Annotated in this window: 18 protein-coding genes; 7 read left to right on the top strand and 11 right to left on the bottom strand. The window is 38.7% G+C overall.

The genetic code is table 11. The annotated features are described in order from the left end of the window. Positions 1 to 73 precede the first annotated feature (73 nt). The 3 genes from HMPREF2571_RS05050 to HMPREF2571_RS05060 form a co-directional block, all read right to left on the bottom strand. The gene (locus HMPREF2571_RS05050; RefSeq protein WP_070847326.1) at positions 74 to 1,489 is read right to left on the bottom strand and encodes a sensor histidine kinase; all 1,416 of its coding nucleotides are present in this window, start codon (positions 1,487 to 1,489) and stop codon (positions 74 to 76) included. After that, positions 1,479 to 2,153: a response regulator transcription factor gene (locus tag HMPREF2571_RS05055; RefSeq protein ID WP_002891134.1), complete on the bottom strand. Its 675-nt coding sequence runs from the start codon at positions 2,151 to 2,153 to the stop codon at positions 1,479 to 1,481. The genes HMPREF2571_RS05050 and HMPREF2571_RS05055 overlap by 11 nt, the downstream gene beginning before the upstream one ends. Before the next feature lie 198 nt (positions 2,154 to 2,351). Then, entirely contained in the window at positions 2,352 to 4,022 is a 1,671-nt protein-coding gene (locus HMPREF2571_RS05060; RefSeq protein WP_070847328.1) for a formate--tetrahydrofolate ligase, read from the bottom strand. 194 nt (positions 4,023 to 4,216) lie between these two features. Between HMPREF2571_RS05060 and HMPREF2571_RS05065 the strand changes: the two genes are divergently transcribed. The 5 genes from HMPREF2571_RS05065 (at position 4,217) to HMPREF2571_RS05085 (ending at position 8,537) form a co-directional block, all read left to right on the top strand. After that, positions 4,217 to 4,900: a phosphopantothenate--cysteine ligase gene (locus HMPREF2571_RS05065; protein ID WP_022496696.1), complete on the top strand. Its 684-nt coding sequence runs from the start codon at positions 4,217 to 4,219 to the stop codon at positions 4,898 to 4,900. Next, a complete protein-coding gene (gene coaC / locus HMPREF2571_RS05070; protein ID WP_070847331.1) occupies positions 4,893 to 5,438 on the top strand; it encodes a phosphopantothenoylcysteine decarboxylase in 546 nt (181 codons plus the stop codon). The genes HMPREF2571_RS05065 and coaC overlap by 8 nt, the downstream gene beginning before the upstream one ends. A gap of 28 nt (positions 5,439 to 5,466) precedes the next feature. After that, on the top strand, positions 5,467 to 6,039 hold the full coding sequence (locus HMPREF2571_RS05075) for an ECF transporter S component (RefSeq protein WP_070847333.1): 573 nt from the start codon (positions 5,467 to 5,469) through the stop codon (positions 6,037 to 6,039). Between the two features lie 66 nt (positions 6,040 to 6,105). Next, positions 6,106 to 6,666, top strand: a complete 561-nt coding sequence (locus HMPREF2571_RS05080) for an ECF transporter S component (RefSeq protein ID WP_070847335.1) — start codon at positions 6,106 to 6,108, stop codon at positions 6,664 to 6,666. A gap of 152 nt (positions 6,667 to 6,818) precedes the next feature. Further along, positions 6,819 to 8,537: a phospho-sugar mutase gene (locus HMPREF2571_RS05085; RefSeq protein WP_013990459.1), complete on the top strand. Its 1,719-nt coding sequence runs from the start codon at positions 6,819 to 6,821 to the stop codon at positions 8,535 to 8,537. Between the two features lie 137 nt (positions 8,538 to 8,674). Here HMPREF2571_RS05085 and metF read toward each other — a convergent pair whose 3' ends face one another. The 3 genes from metF to HMPREF2571_RS05100 form a co-directional block, all read right to left on the bottom strand. Beyond that, positions 8,675 to 9,550, bottom strand: a complete 876-nt coding sequence (gene metF, locus HMPREF2571_RS05090) for a methylenetetrahydrofolate reductase [NAD(P)H] (RefSeq protein ID WP_013990458.1) — start codon at positions 9,548 to 9,550, stop codon at positions 8,675 to 8,677. Positions 9,551 to 9,736: 186 nt separating this feature from the next. After that, positions 9,737 to 11,986: a 5-methyltetrahydropteroyltriglutamate--homocysteine S-methyltransferase gene (gene metE / locus HMPREF2571_RS05095; RefSeq protein WP_070847337.1), complete on the bottom strand. Its 2,250-nt coding sequence runs from the start codon at positions 11,984 to 11,986 to the stop codon at positions 9,737 to 9,739. 251 nt (positions 11,987 to 12,237) lie between these two features. Next, positions 12,238 to 12,591 carry a hypothetical protein gene (locus HMPREF2571_RS05100; RefSeq protein ID WP_041817209.1) on the bottom strand — a complete coding sequence of 118 codons (354 nt, stop codon included), beginning with the start codon at positions 12,589 to 12,591 and terminating at the stop codon, positions 12,238 to 12,240. Positions 12,592 to 12,737: 146 nt separating this feature from the next. Here HMPREF2571_RS05100 and pabB point away from each other — a divergent pair, with 146 nt between their 5' ends. Both pabB and HMPREF2571_RS05110 read left to right on the top strand, forming a co-directional pair. Then, the gene (gene pabB / locus HMPREF2571_RS05105) at positions 12,738 to 14,468 is read left to right on the top strand and encodes an aminodeoxychorismate synthase component I (RefSeq protein WP_013990455.1); all 1,731 of its coding nucleotides are present in this window, start codon (positions 12,738 to 12,740) and stop codon (positions 14,466 to 14,468) included. A 216-nt stretch (positions 14,469 to 14,684) separates the two neighbouring features. Continuing rightward, entirely contained in the window at positions 14,685 to 17,321 is a 2,637-nt protein-coding gene (locus HMPREF2571_RS05110) for a calcium-translocating P-type ATPase, PMCA-type (RefSeq protein WP_070847339.1), read from the top strand. Between the two features lie 146 nt (positions 17,322 to 17,467). Here HMPREF2571_RS05110 and dltD read toward each other — a convergent pair whose 3' ends face one another. The 5 genes from dltD to HMPREF2571_RS05135 are packed head-to-tail and all read right to left on the bottom strand — an operon-like array spanning position 17,468 to position 21,920. Further along, positions 17,468 to 18,736: a D-alanyl-lipoteichoic acid biosynthesis protein DltD gene (gene dltD, locus HMPREF2571_RS05115; protein ID WP_070847341.1), complete on the bottom strand. Its 1,269-nt coding sequence runs from the start codon at positions 18,734 to 18,736 to the stop codon at positions 17,468 to 17,470. After that, positions 18,729 to 18,968 (bottom strand): D-alanine--poly(phosphoribitol) ligase subunit DltC, encoded by a 240-nt coding sequence (dltC, locus tag HMPREF2571_RS05120; RefSeq protein WP_002891149.1) that lies wholly within the window; start codon positions 18,966 to 18,968, stop codon positions 18,729 to 18,731. Before dltC ends, dltD begins: the two co-directional genes overlap by 8 nt. Before the next feature lie 17 nt (positions 18,969 to 18,985). Beyond that, the gene (gene dltB / locus HMPREF2571_RS05125) at positions 18,986 to 20,233 is read right to left on the bottom strand and encodes a D-alanyl-lipoteichoic acid biosynthesis protein DltB (protein WP_049554090.1); all 1,248 of its coding nucleotides are present in this window, start codon (positions 20,231 to 20,233) and stop codon (positions 18,986 to 18,988) included. Further along, complete coding sequence (gene dltA, locus HMPREF2571_RS05130) at positions 20,230 to 21,780, bottom strand: D-alanine--poly(phosphoribitol) ligase subunit DltA (protein WP_049554089.1); 1,551 nt, start codon at positions 21,778 to 21,780, stop codon at positions 20,230 to 20,232. Before dltA ends, dltB begins: the two co-directional genes overlap by 4 nt. A gap of 8 nt (positions 21,781 to 21,788) precedes the next feature. Beyond that, positions 21,789 to 21,920 carry a teichoic acid D-Ala incorporation-associated protein DltX gene (locus HMPREF2571_RS05135; protein ID WP_002885174.1) on the bottom strand — a complete coding sequence of 44 codons (132 nt, stop codon included), beginning with the start codon at positions 21,918 to 21,920 and terminating at the stop codon, positions 21,789 to 21,791. Positions 21,921 to 21,988 lie beyond the last annotated feature (68 nt).

Raw genomic sequence — 21,988 nt, forward strand, 5'->3', positions numbered from 1 at the left:
ATTGTGCACTTATATTGTATATTCAAGCCCAAAAAACCTGCTAGCTTATCTCCTAGCAGGTTTTCTTTATTAATTAAACTCCGGTAATCTTAACTTCAAAAATCGTTCCCTTTGGTTGATTATCTTTAACAACAATTGTTCCTTTAAGGGCTAAAACAATTTGTTGCGCTAGGGATAAGCCAAGTCCAAACCCACCTTTTTGTCTGGTTCTAGCCTTATCTACGCGATAAAATCGATCAAAGATTTTTTTCTTATCACTATCTGATATTCCAGGACCATTATCAGCTACAGAAATATAAAGATGGCGGTCATTAGTGCGAACAGTAAAGGTAACATGTCCGTCATCTTCCGTATATTTAATAGCATTATCAAATAAAATAGTCATTAACTGTTTCAATAGCGTTTTATCAGTTTGGATTGGACGACTAACTTGGTTTTGACCCGTGAAACCTTTCTCATTTTCTTCTGCAATCATGGCATAGTTGGTAAATACTGTATCAAAGAAAGCAGGTTCTAAGGTTTCGATTTCTGGTTTAATACCATCGTCACGACGAGCCAAGTTCAAGAGATTAGTCGTCAAAAGACGCATATTACGTACTTCGTCAAGACTTGAAGCAATATTCTCTGAATTATCTAAAATAGTGCTCTCAGGCTTGCGGAAAAGAACTTCTAACCTGTTTTGAATCACAGCAAGTGGTGTCCGTAACTCATGACTAGCATTTTCAACAAAAGCTTTCTGCTTCTCCAAGCTTTCCTGAATAGGACGTCTTGACCACTTGGCCAAATACATACTAGCCGCAACAGATAAGAGCCAGAAGAAACTCATCATGATGACAATTAGCTTAACATAACGTTCAGTGGCTTCTTCCAATTGAGTTGTATTAATCGCAATAACAAGATACTTAGCATCAGGATAGAGACTATTGTCTACTTTCTCAGTGATCAGGCGATACTTTTCCGTTTGATCGAAATAATTCTGAGAACTTCCCTTGCTGATAACATCAATGTTATTTTTATCTATTGGTAAATTGGATAAGCTTGAAAATTTATCAACGACATTGAGGACTTTTCCATTCTTATCAAGCACTAAGACACTGGTGTTTGCCGCAACAGATAAATCGTGAGGGGCATCTTCAATTTTTGATTTCTTCTTAGGTTCTTTTTTAGAGCCACTCGAGTCAGGTGTTTCAGCTGTCGACTCTTTAGTATCATAGGCTTGGTAAATGGTTGTCGTATTATTTTGATCCACCTCAGAAGTCAGAAAAAGTTCCCGTTTTAGCATTTCCATTTCTAAATAAGAATTGGTCTTAGTGGCTGCCATTTTCAGACTAGAGTCCACATTGGAATAAACGCCATAACTCAGAATCTGCAAAATCATGACAGTCATGATAAGGAAAATACCAGAAAAAGTAGCAAAGAAATGAATGAACGACTTAAATCCGTCTGACTTGATTCTCCTAAAGAGATAATTGAAAAATTTAGTCAGCATTCTTCAAAATATACCCCACACTTCTCAAGGTTTGGAGATTGGCAGCAAAGTCTGTTCCTTTAAGTTTCTTACGAATTTTAGAAACATAAACCTCTACAACTGATACTGTGGTATCACTATCAAATCCCCAAAGACGATCAAAAATTTGTGACTTAGGCAAGATGACATTTTGATTTTGTAAGAAGTAAACTAATAAATCAAACTCTTTACCAAGAAGTTCTACTTCTTTATCCCCCACAAAGGTTGAATTTGTAGCAAGATTGACACGAACATCACCAAAAGAAAGTGTGTTTTGGTCAAATTTACCAGATCGTTTCAAAAGTGCTTGAATACGCATCTTCAACTCTTCTAAATAGAAAGGTTTGGTTAGATAGTCATCTGCACCCAGTTCAAAGCCGTGCCCCTTATCGTCTAGACTTTCCTTAGCCGTCATGATAAGTACAGGGGTTGTTACACCCTTTTCACGTAATTCTCTAAGAACCGTGAAACCATCTTTTTCAGGTAACATAAGGTCTAAAAGAATCAAATCATAGACGCCACTTTCAGCTTCATAGAGTCCTTCATCACCATCAAAGACTTGCATCACATCAGCAAAGTCATCTAAAAAATCAAAAACTGAGTTCGACAAACTCAAATCATCTTCTACTAGTAGTATTTTAATCATAATTATCTCCCTTGTTTGATGTCAAAGATACAAATAACACTTTGACTAAGTTTTATCATTATATCTAAAATAGACATAATCATCTAGTGCTTTAATCTTATTTTATTTAGCTTTAGTCTACTAAACTTTCCTTAAGTTTTTCATAACTGAAACGAAAAAACAGCACCAACAGGTACTGTTTTATATCGATATTTCTTCTTAGAACAAACCAACAGCTGTTCCGTCTTCAGCTACGTCCATCTTGAGGGCTGCTGGTACTTTTGGAAGACCAGGCATAGTCATGACGTCACCTGTAAGAGCTACGATAAATCCAGCACCTGTTTTAGGAACAAATTCACGGATAGTGATATCAAAACCTTCTGGTGCTCCAAGTAAGAATTGGTTATCTGAGAAGCTATATTGTGTTTTGGCCATACATACTGGCAATTTATCCCAACCGAATTCTGCAAATTGTTTGAGCTGGTTCTTAGCTTTTTTCTCGAAGACAACTGATTTACCACCATAAATTTCAGTAACAATCTTAGTGATTTTTGCTTCCAAGCTATCATCATCAGAATAAAGACGTTTATAGTCAGCATTACCATTTTCAACAGCATCAACTACTGCGTTGGCAAGGTCAATACCACCATCAGCACCATTAGCCCAAACGCTAGCCAATTCAACAGGAACATCGATTTCTGCACAAAGTTCTTTAAGGGCTGCAATTTCATCTTCTGTATCAGCAATAAACTCGTTAATAGCAACGACTGCTGGAAGACCAAATTTACGAACGTTTTCCACATGACGTTTCAAGTTTGCGAAACCATCACGAACAGCCTGAACATTTTCTTCAGAGAGGTCGGTTTTGGCTACTCCACCGTGCATTTTAAGGGCACGAAGTGTCGCAACAATAACAACAGCATCAGGAGTTGTTGGGAGGTTTGGAGTCTTGATATCAAGGAATTTTTCAGCACCAAGGTCAGCACCGAAACCTGCTTCAGTAATCGTATAATCAGCCAAACGAAGAGCTGTAGCTGTAGCTAGAACTGAGTTACATCCGTGAGCGATGTTGGCAAATGGACCACCGTGTACCAAGGCTGGTGTCCCATAAATTGTCTGTACCAAGTTAGGTTTGATGGCATCTTTAAGAATAAGTGTAAGCGCACCTTCAATTTCAAGATCACGTACATAAACAGGTGTACGGTCATAACGGTAGGCAACTACAATGTTAGCCAAACGTTCTTTAAGGTCATTAATATCAGTAGCCAAGCAAAGAATCGCCATGATTTCAGACGCAACAGTAATATCAAAACCATCTTCACGTGGAATACCATTAAGTGGTCCGCCAAGACCAACGTTTACATGACGAAGCGCACGGTCATTAAGGTCAACCACACGTTTCCAAATGATACGACGTTGGTCAATGCCGAGAGCATTTCCTTGGTGGATATGATTGTCAAGAAGGGCTGACAAAGCATTATTTGCTGTAGTAATAGCGTGCATATCCCCTGTGAAGTGGAGGTTGATATCTTCCATCGGAAGCACTTGAGCGTAACCACCACCTGCAGCACCACCTTTGATTCCCATAACCGGACCAAGTGATGGTTCACGAAGGGCAATCATTGTTTTCTTACCAATTTTGTTAAGAGCATCTGCAAGACCAATTGACATGGTTGATTTCCCTTCACCAGCTGGTGTTGGGTTGATAGCTGTCACCAAAATCAATTTTCCTGGCTTATTGTCTTTGACAGCATTGATTTTATCAAATGACAATTTTGCCTTATATTTTCCGTAGAGTTCCAAATCGTCAAAGCCGATTCCAACTTTTTCAACTACTTCAGTGATTGGTTTTAATTCTACACTTTGAGCAATTTCGATATCTGTTTTCATGAGACACTCCTCTATATTTTTCTAGAATCTATTATATCAGAGTTTGATAAAAAACGCATTATTTTTGGTTAATTACTTTTCAATGTTCGGTTTTTGTTTTGTTATAAATCGTTATAACTTTAATTTATAGGGGTACGCCTCAAAAATACTTACTTTTTATTTACTAAAGACCCAATTTTTAGTACAATACTACTATGAAAATTTTGATTACATCGGGTGGTACCACTGAAAAGATTGATGCTGTACGTGGAATCACAAACCATTCAACAGGTTATCTAGGAAAGGAAATCGCTGAACTTTTCTTGGCTAAGGGTCACCAAGTAACCTTAGTAACGACCAAGACAGCGGTTAAACCAGAACCGAAAGAAAATCTAAAGATTACAGAAATTACGAACGTAGAAAGTCTTCTCAAAAAGATGGAGCCACTCGTCAAAGAGCACGATGTTCTTATACATAGTATGGCAGTCTCTGATTATACTCCTATTTATATGACGGATTTTGCTGAACTGGAGGACACCGAAGATCTCGCTCAATTCTTGCATAAATCTAACACTGAAAGCAAGATATCATCGGCTTCTGATTATCAGGTTCTTTTTCTTAAAAAAACACCGAAGGTCATTAGCCTCGTCAAACAATGGAATCCTGATATTCAATTGATTGGCTTCAAACTTCTAGTTAATGTAAGTAAAGAAGAGCTTTTTGAGGTTGCTCGTGCAAGTCTGAAACACAACAAAGCTGATATTATTGTTGCCAACGACTTGAGTGACATTACTCCAAATCAGCATATTGCCTATCTTGTTGACGAAAAAAACGAGGAGAAAGTTACGACTAAATCTGCGATTGCTCGAGCCTTATTTGAAAGGATATGCCATGACTAAACGTATCATCCTTGCTGTTTCAGGATCAATTTCTGCCTATAAAGCAGCCGATCTAACAAGCAGGTTAAAGAAAAAAGGTTATGATGTTCACGTCATTATGACTGAAGCTGCTCAAGCCTTTATCACCCCTCTGACACTTCAAGTTCTCTCGAAGAACCCCGTTCACACTGATGTCATGGAAGAAAAATTAGCTGAACGTATTAATCATATTGACTTAGGAAAAGAAGCTGACCTCTTTATTGTAGTTCCAGCTTCAGCAAATACCATTGCCAAATTAGCACATGGTATGGCCGATAATATGCTTACTGCTACTGCTTTAGCTTTACCTAGCACTACCCCAAAACTAATTGCCCCTGCAATGAATACGAAAATGTATGAAAATCCACTGACTAGGAAAAATTTAGATACTTTGCATGACCTTGGCTACCAAGAAATTCTTCCAAAATCAGGTTTACTGGCTTGTGGAGATACGGGACGCGGTGCCTTAGCTGATATCGATGACATTATTGAATCCATTGACAATGCTTTAACAAAATAGCCTTGTAGAGAATAAAAAGGAGTTTATGATGAATAAGAAAAATAAAGCAAACCAAACAGCGCAGTTAGCGCTCTTGATAGCGACTATGGTTGTTATCGAAGTACTTAGTCAAACCATCTTTGCTGCTTTTGTACTTCCAATCAAACCAACCCTAACCCATATCCCAGTTATTATCGCTAGCATCGTCTACGGTCCTAAAATTGGAGCTTATTTGGGTGGCTTCATGGGAATTATGAGTATTATTCGAAACACTGTTATCTATACGGTTAGTAGCTATCTCTTTAGTCCTTTTGTTGAAGGGGGAACTTGGGCATCTGCAGTCATTGCCATCGTTCCTCGTATCCTAATCGGTATTTTCCCTTACTTTATCTACAAATTACTTCAAAACCGTCTAGGTCTGACTTTATCTGGGGTTTTAGGTGCTTTCACAAATACATTTTTCGTACTTCTTGGCATCTACTTCCTAATCCCTAACTTCTACACAGCAGGTGGCAAAACACTGATGGCAACCATTTTCACAACAAATTCGATTGCTGAAATGATTATTGCTGGACTTTTGACAGTAAGTATCACTCCTATGCTTTTACGATTGAAAAAGTAAATCATTTAATCTATGGATAGTGCCGAAAATCAGATACTATTCTATAAACTGTTAAGGAGAATTTTTATGAAAAAATCAACCGCTATTGCAAGAATTGCCATCTTTTTTGCAGTAATGCTCACCATTCATTTTGTAACTTCCTTCATTCTCGAATTTGTTCCGTCTGGTATTCAACCGACCTTAGTTCATATTCCTGTTGTTATCGCTTCCGTCATTTATGGACCTAGAATCGGAACTATTTTGGGACTCCTCATGGGCCTCTTTAGTGTGACCATGAATACATTGGTTTTGACGCCAGCAAGTTTCCTCTTTAGTCCCTTTGTCTCACATGGAAATCTCTATTCTCTCATTATTGCACTGTTTCCACGTATTTTAATCGGAGTGACTCCTTACTTCGTCTATCGATGGCTACACAATCGTACTGGTTTAGTGACAGCTGCTATTGTCGGGTCTATGACCAATACCATTTTTGTTCTATTGGGAATTTATATCTTCTTCGGTAACATCTATGGTGGTAGTTTTCAACATTTTCTTGCTTTAATTTTGACAACAAACTCTCTTATTGAAGTTATTGCTACAGTTCTTGTCACAACTGCAGCCGTTCCGACACTTGAAAGATTAAAATAATTAGTTAGGTCGAGACTGATATGTCTTGGCTCTTTTATTTTCATTTACATTTTAGATACCATTTTCTTTTTAAAAAGATTTACAATTATCGCTAGAATTTTCTGAAAAAATTTGTTATAATGTAAGCGGTTAAAAATATAAAGGAGATTGCTATGTCTTACACTGAAAATTATCAAAAATGGCTCGACTTCGCTGAATTGCCTGCTTACCTTCATGATGAGTTGGTCGCAATGGATGAAAAAACGAAAGAAGATGCCTTCTATACCAACCTTGAATTCGGTACAGCTGGTATGCGTGGATTGATTGGTGCTGGTACTAACCGCATTAACATTTACGTTGTTCGCCAAGCAACTGAAGGTTTGGCCCAATTGATTGACTCAAAAGGGGAAGAAGCTAAAAAACGTGGTGTTGCTATTGCCTATGACAGCCGTCACTTCTCTCCAGAATTTGCATTTGAATCTGCACAAGTTTTGGCAGCTCACGGTATTAAATCTTACGTATTTGAAAGCCTTCGTCCAACACCTGAATTGTCATTTGCAGTACGTCATCTTCACACATTTGCTGGTATCATGGTAACAGCCAGCCACAACCCTGCACCATTTAATGGTTACAAGGTTTACGGAGAAGATGGTGGACAAATGCCACCAGCAGATGCAGATGCATTGACAGACTACATCCGTGCTATCGAAAATCCTTTCACTGTGCAATTGGCTGACCTTGAAGAAAGCAAAGCTAGCGGCTTGATTGAAGTTATCGGTGAAAACGTCGACGCTGAATACTTGAAAGAAGTTAAAGGCGTTAACATCAACCAAGACTTAATCAATGAATACGGTCGTGACATGAAGATTGTCTACACTCCACTTCATGGTACTGGTGAAATGTTGGCACGTCGTGCTCTTGCGCAAGCTGGATTTGAAGCTGTTCAAGTTGTTGAAGCTCAAGCTGTTCCAGATGCTGACTTCTCAACTGTTAAATCTCCAAACCCTGAAAACCAAGAAGCATTTGCTCTTGCTGAAGAACTTGGTCGCAAAGTAGACGCTGATGTATTGGTTGCAACTGATCCCGATGCTGACCGCCTTGGTGTTGAAATCCGCCAACCAGACGGTTCTTACCTCAACCTTTCTGGTAACCAAATCGGAGCTATCATTGCTAAATACATTCTTGAAGCTCACAAAACAGCTGGTACCCTTCCTGCCAATGCTGCCCTCTGTAAATCAATCGTATCAACTGAGTTGGTGACTAAGATTGCAGAAAGCTACGGCGCAACTATGTTTAACGTCTTGACTGGTTTCAAATTTATCGGTGAAAAAATTCATGAATTTGAAACACAACACAACCACACTTACATGCTTGGTTTCGAAGAAAGCTTCGGTTACCTCATCAAACCATTCGTACGTGACAAAGACGCTATCCAAGCTGTTCTTATCGTTGCTGAAATCGCTGCTTACTACCGTTCACGTGGCATGACTTTGGCAGACGGTATCGAAGAAATCTACAAACAATATGGTTACTTCGCAGAAAAAACTATCTCTGTTACCCTTTCAGGTGTTGACGGAGCTGCTGAAATCAAGAAAATCATGGATAAATTCCGTGACAATGCTCCTAAACAATTCAACAACACAGACATTGCTAAGACAGAAGACTTCTTGGAACAAACAGCTACTACTGCTGACGGCGTTGAAAAATTGACAACTCCTCCAAGTAACGTGCTTAAATACATCTTGGCTGATGATTCATGGTTTGCCGTTCGTCCTTCAGGTACAGAACCAAAAATCAAATTCTACATCGCTACAGTTGGTGAATCTGAAGCAGATGCTAAAGAAAAAATTGCTAATATCGAAGCAGAAATCAATGCTTTCGTAGGCGAATAATATTTAAGACTTAGAGCTAAGCTCTAAGTCTTTTTTATACGCGACAATACTAGGATTGTAAGCAAGTCACCCATTTTACTACTCGAAACAAGCAACCACCTATAGACTAATCTATAGGTGGTAGTTTTATGATTTAATTATAGAGCGCTAACTTGTGAATGATGCTTAAACAAGGAATGAGTAGCTCCATGAATATGACGAGCGGTCTCTGCATTATTCATGGTGTAGAGGTGAACGCCTGCAACATCTTGCGTAACAAGATCGACAATCTGGTCAATAGCATAGGCAAGACCTGCCGCTCTAAGTGACTCAGGATCATGCTCATACTTATCCAAAATGGCACGGAACTTACGTGGTAAATGGATATTCTCACAAGTCTTAAGCAAACGTAGGGCTTGGTTACGATTCAAAATAGGCATAATACCCGCATGAATTGGTACATCAATTCCAGCCAAGGTACATTTATCTTGAAAATCATAGAAACGTTCATTGTCAAAGAAGAGTTGAGTTACAAGGCTAGAACAACCTGCATCAACCTTTTTCTTAAGGTTTTGGATATCAGAGATTTGATTTGGCGAATCTGGATGCCCTTCAGGATAGCAGGCACCGATGATATCAAATTGAGGAGCTTCTTCCTTAATAAACTCAATCAAATCAGTGGCATATCTAAAGTCTTTAAGAGGTTCCACACCAGGAATGATATCACCACGTAGGGCTAAGATACGGTGTACACCAACAGCATCCAAGTCACGTAAGGTATCAGCAACCTTTTCTTTACTCAAATAGATAGCCGGAAGGTGGGCAATCGTTGGGATGGCTAGGTCATTTTGAATATGATCTGCCAAAGGAACCGTCGTCTCTTTGATATTATATTTGTTATTACTAGCTGTCACACTGATAAAGTGTGGAGCCAATCCTTGCATATCCTCAAGGGCACGTAGAATTTTTTCGTTACCTACTGCAGGATTAGGTGGAAAGACTTCAAAAGAGAGTGATGGTGTTTGGCTTGTCATATTTTATACCTTCTTCTTTTTAGATTTTTGTTAAGACAAAAGCTGTTTTAAGTGCCTATTGACTTCATAAGTAGAGTTAAACACGTGTTAATCATAGCCTGCTTGCAAAAATCTTTAGAAAATTATTTGCTATTGAAAACCTTCTACACTTAAGGAAGAAGGTCTTCAACGTATGATAACTTCTGCTTACAAGTTTTCGCGAGCTGCTTTTGCAGCTTCTACAAGCTTGATCAAGCTTTCTTTAGTTTCTTTGATTCCGCGAGTCTTCAAACCACAGTCAGGGTTGATCCATACTTTACCGCTTGGTACTTTAGCCAAGATTGCTTCGATAGTGTGGTCAATTTCACCGTCTTGTGGGACACGTGGTGAGTGGATATCGTAAACCCCAGGTCCAACTTCTGTTTGGAAGTTTTGAGCTTTAAGTTCATCCAAGATTTCAAGATTTGAACGACTAGCTTCAAATGAGATAACGTCAGCATCCAAGTTGTCGATAGCTGGGATGATATCTGTAAATTCTGAGTAACACATGTGAGTGTGGATTTGTGTGTCTGGTGCTACTGTTGAGTGTACCAAACAGAAGGCTGGAATTGCCCAGTCGAGGTAGTCTTCATACCAGTCACTACGACGAAGTGGCAATTTTTCGCGAAGAGCAGCTTCGTCAATTTGGATAATTTTAACGCCTGCAGCTTCAAGGTCAAGAACTTCATCTTTGATTGCAAGAGCAATTTGAAGAGTTGAATCCTTGATAGAGATATCTTCACGTGGGAATGACCAGTTAAGGATAGTAACAGGTCCAGTCAACATACCTTTAACAGGTTTGTCTGTACGGCTTTGTGCGTAGCTAGACCATTTCACAGTGATTGGGTTAAGACGAGTCACATCACCCCAGATGATTGGTGGTTTAACCCCACGCATACCGTATGATTGAACCCAACCATTTTTAGAGAAGAGGTAACCTGACAAGTTTTGACCAAAGTATTCAACCATGTCGTTACGTTCGAATTCACCGTGTACAAGCACATCAAATCCAACTTCTTCTTGCCATTTAATCCATTCATCAGTGATTTCAGCAAGGAAAGCATCGTATTCTTCTTGTGACAATTCATTCTTACGGAAAGCCAAACGTTTCGCACGAACTTCCTTAGTTTGAGGGAATGAACCGATAGTTGTTGTTGGAAGCAATGGAAGTTTGAAAGCATCTTTTTGAATCGCTTCACGTTCTGCAAATGCTGGCAAACGAGTATAATCAGCTTCAGTCAAGCCTGCAATACGGGCACGAAGTTCAGCATTTTCACCAACACGCTCAGTCGCAAAGAGTTCTTTGTTAGCAGCAAGGGCTTCTTCACCTTGACCATTGCGGATAGCATCCAAATCACGCAATTCGTCCAATTTTTCAACCGCAAAAGCAAAGTGATTCAAGATAGCTGGTTCAAATTCTTCATTAGCAGTTGTAAATGGTACATGAAGAAGTGAACAAGATGTTGTCAAAACAACATTTTCCGCTGGAACTTGTTCAAGAATTGCAAGACTCTTGTCGTAGTTGTTACGCCAGATGTTTTTACCATTGACGATACCGGCATAGAGAGTCTTATCAGCTGGGAAACCACCTTTAACCAATTCAAGTGTTTTCTTACCTTCAACAAAGTCAAGACCAATACCATCAACTGGCAAGTTCACAAGGTCATTGTAGACATCACGAACGTCACCAAAGTAAGTTTGGATCAAGACTTCAAGACCTTTCTTATCAGCCAAAAGTTTGTTGTATAGGTTCAAGAAGAGAGCTTTTTCTTCAGCTGTCAAATCTTTAACAAGAGCTGGCTCATCGAGTTGAATACGAGTTGCACCAAGTTCTGCCAATTTTGCAAAGACTTCTTGGTAAGCTGCCACAAAGCTGTCTACAAAGTCTTCTGCTTTCACACCATCTTCAAAGTCAGATAATTGAAGGAAAGTGAATGGTCCAACGACAACTGGACGTGTGTTAAGTCCCAATTCTTTAGCTTCTTGGTACTCATCAAAAATCTTGTGACCAGCAAGTTTAACTTCTGTTGTTTTTTCAAATTTAGGAACGATGTAATGGTAGTTAGTGTTAAACCATTTTTTCATAGGAAGGGCACGTACATCCCCTTTTTCACCTTGGTAACCACGCGCCAAAGCAAAGTAACGTTCAAGATCTGTCAAATCCAAGTTTTGAACAGATTCAGGTACGACGTTGAAAAGGAAAGCTGCATCAAGGAAGTTATCGTAATGTGAAAAATCATTTGAAGGAATTTCACTGATACCCTTCTCTTTAACAATATTCCAGTGTTTTGCACGTAAGTCTTTGGCTGCTGCTAAGAGTTCATCTGCAGTAATTTCATTTCTAAAGTATTTTTCTGTTGTAAATTTTAATTCGCGGAATTCACCCAAACGTGGGAAACCAATGATAGTAGTTGACATCTTGTGTCCTCCTCTTTGTTGTTGAACTTATCTTACCAAAGAAATGGGTGGCTGTATAATTGCTATTAGTTTTCTCTATATATAGTTTTAGACTATAACCTATAAAGTAATGGGTTTCTAGCTACCGTTATCTCCTTTTGTTTAGATATTGTTATAGCTAATAACTATACATCAACCTGATAAAACCTTTTTTAACAAAAAAATCCCTAGACTTTTGTCTAGAGACTCTATTATTTACTAGGATTGGAACACTAAGCTCTATAAGTGCTCAGTACTTTCTCTTGAAGGCAAGATGATGTATAAGACATATTCTCACTATTGTAACTTTTCCAAATATAATAACCAAAAACTACCAATACCAATAAGAAACAAATTCCTAATACGGCTAACCAAATGATTTGTTTCTTTAAGCTATCATACTCACTCATATAGCCATTATGAATTTTAATTAGTTCATTTCTTTTTTTGTTACTTGACTCTTTAGCAATGGCAATTTCTAGCTCATACATTTGATGCTTCCATGAATTACTTTTAGATGTCCCTCTTTTCATTTTTTTTTGTAAAAAACTGCTGTTACCCTTCTTTAAATTGTTTTTTTTTGTCATACTTCCCTCTGAAATCTTCTTTTAGTCACCACTATTATAACATATGTAAAACTGTCAAAAAAGTTCATTTTTAGTTAAAATTTTGAGAAAGAGAATTAAAACATGAAAAAGAACCAGAGGGAAACTTCTTATGTTATACTTTAAGTATGCATAAGAAAACTGTTATTGATTTTAAGGAACTTGGCGCCAGACAAATCTTTACTGATGCCATTAAAGAACTAAAAACAAAGAACATTAAGGAAGTTAAGCACCTTTTAGCTGAAGTCGAAGCCTATCAAAATGAAGGCTATTATGCAGTAGGTTATGTTTCCTATGAAGCAGCTCCTGCCTTCGAGACAAAATTTCAGGTTATTGCTGGTCCATTAATGTCAGAGTATCTCCTCTACTTCACTATTCATGAAACTGTTCAAATAGAGCCTATTCCACTTGCTTATGAGCCAATTGCCTTACCAAAATCTTGGCAAGAGCTAACTTCTGCAGAGGAGTACAAGGCTGCTATTGAGCAAATACACCACCATATTCGACAGGGTGATACTTATCAGGTCAATTATACTGTTCAACTTCAACAGAAGCTGACAGCTGATCCCTTTGCCATCTATAACCGATTGGTTGTTGAGCAAAATGCACATTACAATGCCTTTATTCAGCACGATGATGTCTCTATCATTTCCATAAGCCCAGAACTCTTTTTTAAAAAAGATGGTGATAGACTGACCACTCGTCCAATGAAAGGTACCACCAATCGTGGCTTGACAACTGAAACTGACCTCGAACGAGCACAATGGCTAGCTCAGGATCAGAAAAATCGCTCTGAAAATATGATGATTGTCGATCTTCTTAGAAATGACATGAATCGTATTTCAAAAATAGGAAGTGAAGATGTCAAGAGCCTTTGCCAAGTTGAACAATACTCTACGGTTTGGCAAATGACTTCAACTATTGAGACGCAACTCCTACCAAATAGTCGTTTAAGCGATGTCTTCCAAGCTCTTTTTCCATGCGGATCGATTACAGGTGCTCCCAAAATAGCAACCATGGAGATTATTAAGAAGGTTGAAAAACAGCCTCGAGGTGTCTATTGTGGAGCTATTGGTATCTTGGTACCAAAGGGACCTAGTATTTTCAACGTGGCCATTCGGACACTACAAATGGAAGGAACCAAGGCTATCTATGGTGTCGGAGGAGGTATTACCTGGGATAGCAACTGGGAAGCTGAATATGAAGAAACCAAGCAAAAAGCTGCTGTTCTATACCGTCAGAACCCCAAATTCAATCTCATTTCAACTGGTCGTGTCCATCAAGGAAAACTGCTATTTCTTGAGGAGCATATGAAACGCTTGCAAGAGAGCAGTCGCTACTTTGACTATCCTTTCAATGCAGAAAAAGCACACTATCAAGTCGAAGCTCTGTGCCAATCACTAAACCTTGACAAAGACTACCGTCTTAAAATGTCACTTGCAAAAGATGGTGAACTGAAGTTTGAACATACCCAATTAACAAACTTATCCAATGACTTCTGCCAAGCAAGGTTAGTTGAGCAAAGGCATCCGTTGGATAGCCCCTATACCTTCTTCAAAACAAGTTACCGTCCTCACCTTAGTATCGAACCTCACGAACAAATTTATTATAATCATGAGGGGCAACTCCTAGAAACCTCTATCGGTAACATCGTTCTTAAAATCAAAGACCAACTCTACACACCACCCGTTCACCTCGGCCTCTTAAATGGCATCTACAGACAAAGACTTATTGCTGATAATAAGCTTAAAGAAAAAGTCTTGACCTTAAAAGATATGGAACAGGCTCAGGCCATCTATGGATGCAATGCGGTGAGAGGGTTGTATGAATTGAAGGTGAAAAAACAGAATTATCTCTAAATAAAAAATGCGGGTTCTTTGTACACTCCTACACTTGCTAAAGAGAAAAGAAACTTCAATATTCTATTGGTGAAAAATCAACAACTTAATAGTAAAATAAAGTATAATACTTACTGATGGTTATTCAGTTATCGTGACTGTAATGATGAACTTTTTGGCTTATAATTTACTAGCCTTAAAACTCAGTAATAATTTAGAAAGGATACAAAACCTTAAATGAAAAAATTTAAAGGCTTGACTTCTGCTGAAGTTCAAGCAAGTAAAAACGCCCATGGCGATAATAGGCTCTCTAGTAAAGAGGCAAACTCGCTCCTCTCAATCTTTATCGAAGCCTTCCAAGATCAATGGATTCTTATCCTCTTGGCTGCCTTAGGATTAAAAATCATCTTCAACTTTGTTGGAATGATTTTCCCTGCTATTGGTGAAGCTAATTGGTATGAGGCTATCTCACTAATTTTCGCCATTTTGATGTCTACAGGATTTTCAGCAGTCTCACAATACCGAAATGAGCAAAAGTTCAACACTCTTCAGGAAGAGGCTTCAAAAACTAATGCTAAGGTTTATCGTGATGGTAAACTTAAAGAGGTTCTCGTTGATGATATTGTGAAAGGTGATCAGATTCTCCTTCAATCAGGGGACAAGATCCCAGTTGATGGTATCATCTTGGAAGGTGAATTAAAAGTAAACCAAGCTGTCCTTAATGGTGAAAGTGAAGATGCTAAAAAACTTCCTCTTGGTGATCAAGCAGAGCCAGACTCTTCCGACCTCTTTACAGAGCTCAAAGTCTTCCGTGGTACAGTTGTTACTTCAGGCGAAGCCGTTATGGAAGCTACACAAATTGGTGATAATACCGTTCTAGGAAGCATCAATACTTCTCTTCAAGAAGATAGTAAAGATTCACCATCCAAAGAAAAACTCAACAAGCTTGCTGGAAACATCGGTGTCCTCGGTTATAGTGCAGGTGCTGCATATTCAGTAATCAACCTTGTTTTAGGCTTTATTGCCCTTAATAAGGCTAATAACCTCAATGGTGGTTCAATCTTCCTTCTTATCATTGAAACAATTCTCTTTGCGGTTACAATCATCATCATGGCCGTTCCAGAAGGTCTTCCAATGATGTTGGCACTCGTTTCTTCAATGAACTCAGGACGACTTTTAGCTCAAAATATCTTGGTTCGCCATCCTGATACCATTGAAACAGCCGGATACATGAATATCCTCTTCAGTGATAAGACTGGTACTATCACTGAAGGTAAACTATCTGTAGTTGACTTCTTCCTTGCTGATGGAACACTTTATGCGGCTACTGGTGAAACTGATGCTCCTGATTTTGACACAATGTCAGATAGCCTAAAAGCTGAAATGATTAATGGTATCGGTCTTAATAACGATGCCATGGTAGCTGATGGCAGTGCTGTTGGTAGTAACGCCACTGATCGTGCACTTCTTGATTTCCTTATCGGACGTTCTCAACTTGATTTCGATACGAATACAATTACTGAGAAGCAACAATTCAACTCAGCAACAAAATTCGCAAGTGTAACGACTAACGATGGAAAAACCTACATCAAAGGTGCTCCAGAATTCATCCTAAACGACTGCTACTACTATCTTGATAAAGAGGGTAATAAACAAAACTTTACAGATGATATTAAAGCTCGTTTCCAAGAATTATCATTGGAACAAGCTAATCGTTCAATGCGTTTGCTTGCTATCCTAAATACAGATGGTAATGATAAAGTCTTGATTGGTATCGTATGTATCCGTGATAACGTTCGTTCTTCAATTAAACAAACTGTTGAAACAATGAACCGTGCAGGGGTTCAAGTAGTTATGGTAACTGGTGACCGTAAAGAAACCGCTGTTGCTATCGCTAAAGAAGCCGGTATCGTTACTGGTCAAAATGACCTTGTCCTTACTCACGATGAACTTTCTGCCCTCTCAGATCAAGAACTCAAACAACAATTGCCTCACTTAAAAGTGGTCAGTCGTGCCCTTCCAATGGATAAAAAACGTCTTATTGAGGCAACTCAAGACCTCGATATGGTTGCTGGTATGACAGGTGATGGAGTCAATGACTCACCTGCCCTTAAATCGGCTGATGTCGGATTCTCAATGGGTGATGGTACTGAAGTCGCACGTGAAGCCTCAGATATCGTTATCTTGAATAACTCATTGACTTCGATTGAAAAAGCCGTCCTCTATGGACGTACTATGAGTAAGTCAGTAAGTAAATTCATTATCTTCCAATTAACCGTTAACGTGACTACAATTGCTATGTCACTTCTCTCACCACTTTTGGGCCTCAAAGAACCATTTACAATTATCCAAATTCTCTGGATTAACCTTATCATGGACACACTTGCTGCCCTTGCCTTTGGTGAAGAGCCTACCCTAGATCGTTACATGAATGAAAAGCCAGTTGCTAAGAAGGCAAATATTCTTACTGGCTATATGAAATCTGCTATTGGTGTAGCTAGCGTCTTCATTACTCTTGTATGTTTAGCTATTCTTAAAAATGTTGGTGGTATCCAAGACTTTATCACAAATGGGACTGGCAACTTTGAAATGGTAACAACATTCACCTTTACAGTATTTATCTATGCTGTCATTTTCAACTCACTTAATACACGTAGTAATGGATTCAATGTTTTTGAACATATCGGCGAAAACAAGAAATTCTCAATTGTAATGATTTCTATTGCTGTTGTTCAAAGCTTGATTATTCAATTCGGTGGTAAAGTATTTAGTACCGTACCAATGGACGTTCAACACTATATCGTTGCTCTTCTTATCGCGGTTTTGATTATCCCTGCAGATTTAATTCGAAAAGCTCTAACTAAAAACAAATAACGATCTGTTTAACGTATTATAAAACTTAAAAGGATAAAAAGGATTGGGAATTACGCCAATCCTTTTTATAATTTATGAAGGTGATACCGTGGAAAGATCATAACATAAAAAGGCTTTAACAAGCCTTTTTGATTTATTAAGTAATACTACTTAAACTGACTAGGAGCCCCTGTATAACCTGCCCAATCCTTACTATAAAAGCGGTCGTTCAAGTTATAGCTAGGTGCAGGTGTTGGATTACTTACAAATGGATCAACAGCCTTGTCAAAGGCTACCCAACCTTTCCATCCCATATGAATGGTATCTTGCATGAAGTAAGGTTGATCTCCATCTTTTGAGAAGTCAGCAATATTGGTGAAGCCTTGACTTTCCAATTGATAACGGATTTTAGAAACCGTAGCATCATACATTTCTTGACTTAGTCCCGTATAAGCCATCCACTTGCTATTAACAGGTGGGATGACAAAGATGACGTTAGTATTTGACTTAGCAAATTGATTTAACACCAACTGTAGGTCACCGTATTCTTGTGAAACTTCATACGAAAGATTCTTTTGGAAACCTTTAAGTTTACCAATCTTTTTAGCCAAACGTTTCTTATAGAAACGGTCATCAATACCAAAATCGTTTGACTTGGTATGGGCTTCTGCATCTCTCACGGCAACCTGGTCAAGTGCCTCGTAAGAGAGCTTGTCTGGCAACTCTTTAAGATAAGGAAGAACCTTCTTGTCGTAATTTGCATTATTTGATGCTGCAAAAGGACTGAACAAGGCATCTTCTCGCTTATTAAGCTCTGCCATAAATTGAATATAAGTCTTATCAAGAGAATTTAAATCTTGCCCATTAGCCACTTTAGAAAGTTGAGATTTCATAGTAATCTCAGGTTTCATCTCTAAGATACGCTGAGCAGCATATTGAGAATTTGCATCCGTCTGATTTTGACTTAAGAAACTACTAAGTTGGTCGTTATTGTAGAACTGCTGGAAAGCCGCAGAATTGTAACCTTTTTTAGTAAACCACTGTGGTGACAAGACATAGACTGCTGTCCCATTTTTCAATTCAGGAAGCATTTGTTGCATTCCCAAATATTGGTTTAGAGAGGCAGCCCCACGTTGTCCAATAAAATATGGGCGATAGTTACGGTCATATTTTTCAGCTAAAACAGCTGGATGAAGGGCATCAAAACGCAACCACTCACTAGACCCAAAGAAAGGGACAAATCGATGATTCTTATCAGAAAGAGCTGTCGTCTTATTAATACGGCTCTTAAAGTTCTCAGTTGTCAAGGTTACTGCGTTACGTTTTTCAACCTCATAACTATGTTTTCTGCCTTGAGGGTAGGAAAAAATAACTATTACTACCAAGACTAAGGCACAGATTATAGGGCCAAAAATTTGCCATAAACGCTTAAGCATTGCGAAGCTCCGTTACCCCTTCAACAATCTTATTAGCTGTGTTCCAGTCATCACGACCAAATTCTGAAACTGGCACACGAATATCGAAACGTGATTCCAATTCAACGATAAGCTCAACTGTTCCCATAGAATCAAGAACACCAGCATCGAAAAGGTCTTCATCCATCATGTCTGAAACATCTTCCATGAAGAGTTCATCAATAATTTCAATAACTTCTGATTTTACATCCATTTTTATAATTCCTTTACTTATTTTTTAGTGAACCAGAGGTCATTCAAGAATCCAGAGAAAATCAAGAATGACAACATAACAGTATTAAATGTAATAAAGATTCCCAAAGCCTTCGTCCATTTATTATCAGGAAGTGGCTCAAGACCAGCTTTCTTACGTTCTTTATTAATGGTCTTCTTCTTACGTAACCAGGCATCATTAATTCCTAGACCAATACCATGGAAAATACCATAAGCAATGTAATACCAGGTAACTCCATGCCAGAATCCCATAACCATCATATTAATGACATAGGCCACATTTGATGTCGTGTTACGGTTTTTGAAAACCTTGTTTCGCATCAAAACCATAACCAAACGCATAAAGACAAAGTCACGGAACCAGAAAGACAAGCTCATATGCCAACGATTCCAAAATTCTTTCAAGTCTCGTGAGATGAAAGGTTTATCAAAGTTGATTGGGCTCTTAATCCCCATAAGGTTTGATGCTGCCAAGGCAAACATCGAGTAACCCGCAAAGTCAAAGAAGAGATCAAAACCGAAAACATACATGACACCAAGTGTTGGTAAATTAAAGATACCACCCTGAGCCAAAGCTTGCGCTTTCAGTGAAGGCAAGAGCATACTTCCGAAAATCTGAGCCAAAACAAACTTATAGAGGAAACCAAGCATGATATATTTTACAGCTTGCTCCAACATATTCATCAGCTCGTCTCGCTCAGGAATCGCTTGGTAATCTTCGTTAAAACGTCTGAAGCGATCAATAGGACCACTCGTAAAGGTTGGCATAAAGAGCATGAATCGGAGGAATTCTCCAAGTGTAAACTCTTTTAAGACACCATCCCGCATCTCGATAATCATACCAACTGATCGGAAGGTCAAGTAAGAAATACCAAGAAAGTTTAAGAGTGACTGAGTACCATTTATCGCAGGCTCTACCTTAACAAAAATCAAGGGAAGGACTACTAGAAATGAGTGTAAATAGAAAACCCATTTATTGTCCTTTTTACTGCGGTAATGTTTGTAGGAATAAACCCAGATGATTTGCCAAACGATATAGAAAAGTAAGGCTAGTAATTGGCTAGCATGTGTTCCTGTCAGAGCGAGAACAATAAAGGCTAGACTGACCAAACATTCATAAATCGCAAAACGCTTTTTAAAGAAGAGACCCACAAAGATTGGCAATAGAGCTAATCCAAGATAGACAAAATAGAAGGGGTTACCGTAGGCTTCTAAATGGGGAAGCTGTTTCAAGAAGTCAATCATCGGTTGTTAACCTCACTGATAAGACCCTTGATATCAATTTTCCCATTTGGTGTTAAAGGCAAGCTCTCACGATAGAGGAACTTAGTAGGCATCATGTAAGACATCATGATATCTTCTAAGTCAGCCTTAATCGCCTTGGTGATATCAATTTCACGTTCAAACTGCTCACGAACACCATCCTTAAGAATCACATAAGCCAAGAGGTTCTGAACCTTATGGTCTTTATTGTAACGTGGCACAGCTACTGCTGAATCAATATACTTAGACTTATTAAGGTTTTGTGAAACATCCTCTAACTCAATACGGAAACCATTAAATTTAATCTGGAAGTCCATGCGTCCGCCGTAAAGAAGGAGACCTTCATCAGTCATCGTTCCTACATCACCAGTATGGTAAGCAGGAAGGCCATTAAACTCGAAGAAGGCTTCCGCAGTCTTTTCAGGATTGTTCATATAGCCTTTTGAAACTGCTGGTCCTGATACGATGATTTCACCCTGTTGACCATTTGGAAGGATATTGCCATCCTCATCGATAATATAAGTCGGTGAATCTTCCTTGGTATAACCAATCGGCAAACGCTTAAGGTTATCCAGCATCTCATCAGTTACTGCTACTGCTGATAAGGCTACAGTTGCTTCAGTTGGTCCGTAAGCATTAATAATACGTGCTTCTGGGAAACGTTGGCGAAGCTTTTGAGCAGTCTTGACAGTCAACTCTTCTCCGTCAAAATAGAAATGCGTAATTTTCGGCATCTTCTCTGCATTGAAGTCTTCAGACAACATTGCCATATCTGCAAAAGATGGTGTTGATGTCCAAATAGCAATTGGAAGTGAGAAGATCGTTTCAAAGAGCTTCTTGAAGTCCTGTGTAATGGCTGAAGGAAGCGCATAGAGTGTTCCTCCAAGCGCCAATGTTGGTGCCCAGTACATTACCGATAGGTCAAATGAATAAGGCGGTTGAGCCAGCATTTGAGGACGTTTTGGAGTCGCAAATTCCTTGTCCGTAATCATCCAGTTAGTGAAACTAAGGAGATTATTGTGTGAAATTTGGACCCCTTTAGGCTTACCTGTAGTTCCTGAGGTAAAGATGATGTAATAAGTATCATCCCCCTTAACAGGATGAGTCACTTCGTAGCTAGTCTTGCTTTCAAAAGCTGTTGTCACTTGATCCAATGTTAAGATTGGTGCTTGGACATCCTCAAGTGGGAAGTCATTGATAGCAATAATCAGACTAGGCTCTGCCACTTCAACAATTGCCGTCACGCGCTCAAGAGCTGAGTGACTGTCAATTGGAATATAAGCGTGACCAGATTTAGTCAAAGCGACAAAAGTTGCCAACATTTCATACTCTTGACCGCCATAAACCACAACAGGTGATTTTTCTGGAATATCAAGACTATCAATCTTGGCTGCCAAGCTATCTGAGTCAGCCTTCAAGTCGCCGTAAGTGTGAACTTCCCCTAAAATATTGTAAACAGGAAAGTCAGGTTGTGATTGAGCAAACTGCTTAATCGTTTCAATCATATCTTTAATTTTTGTATTCGTCATTATTCTTCCTAAAATTCGTTATAGATAAAATTACCTTGACCTTGTCCTAGGTAATTGTAGAGATAAATTAGGGCCATAAAAATGGCGAAATAAAGCAAGGTTTGTCCTAAAAATACCAGGACGTTTTTATGTTTTAACATTCTAATTTTCGATACCTTTTTTTATATAATATCCTCTCTAGTTTACCATCTTATCGCCATTTTTTCCA

Origin of the sequence: Streptococcus sp. HMSC068F04, from assembly GCF_001837455.1 — a bacterium.
GTDB lineage: Bacteria > Bacillota > Bacilli > Lactobacillales > Streptococcaceae > Streptococcus > Streptococcus salivarius_D.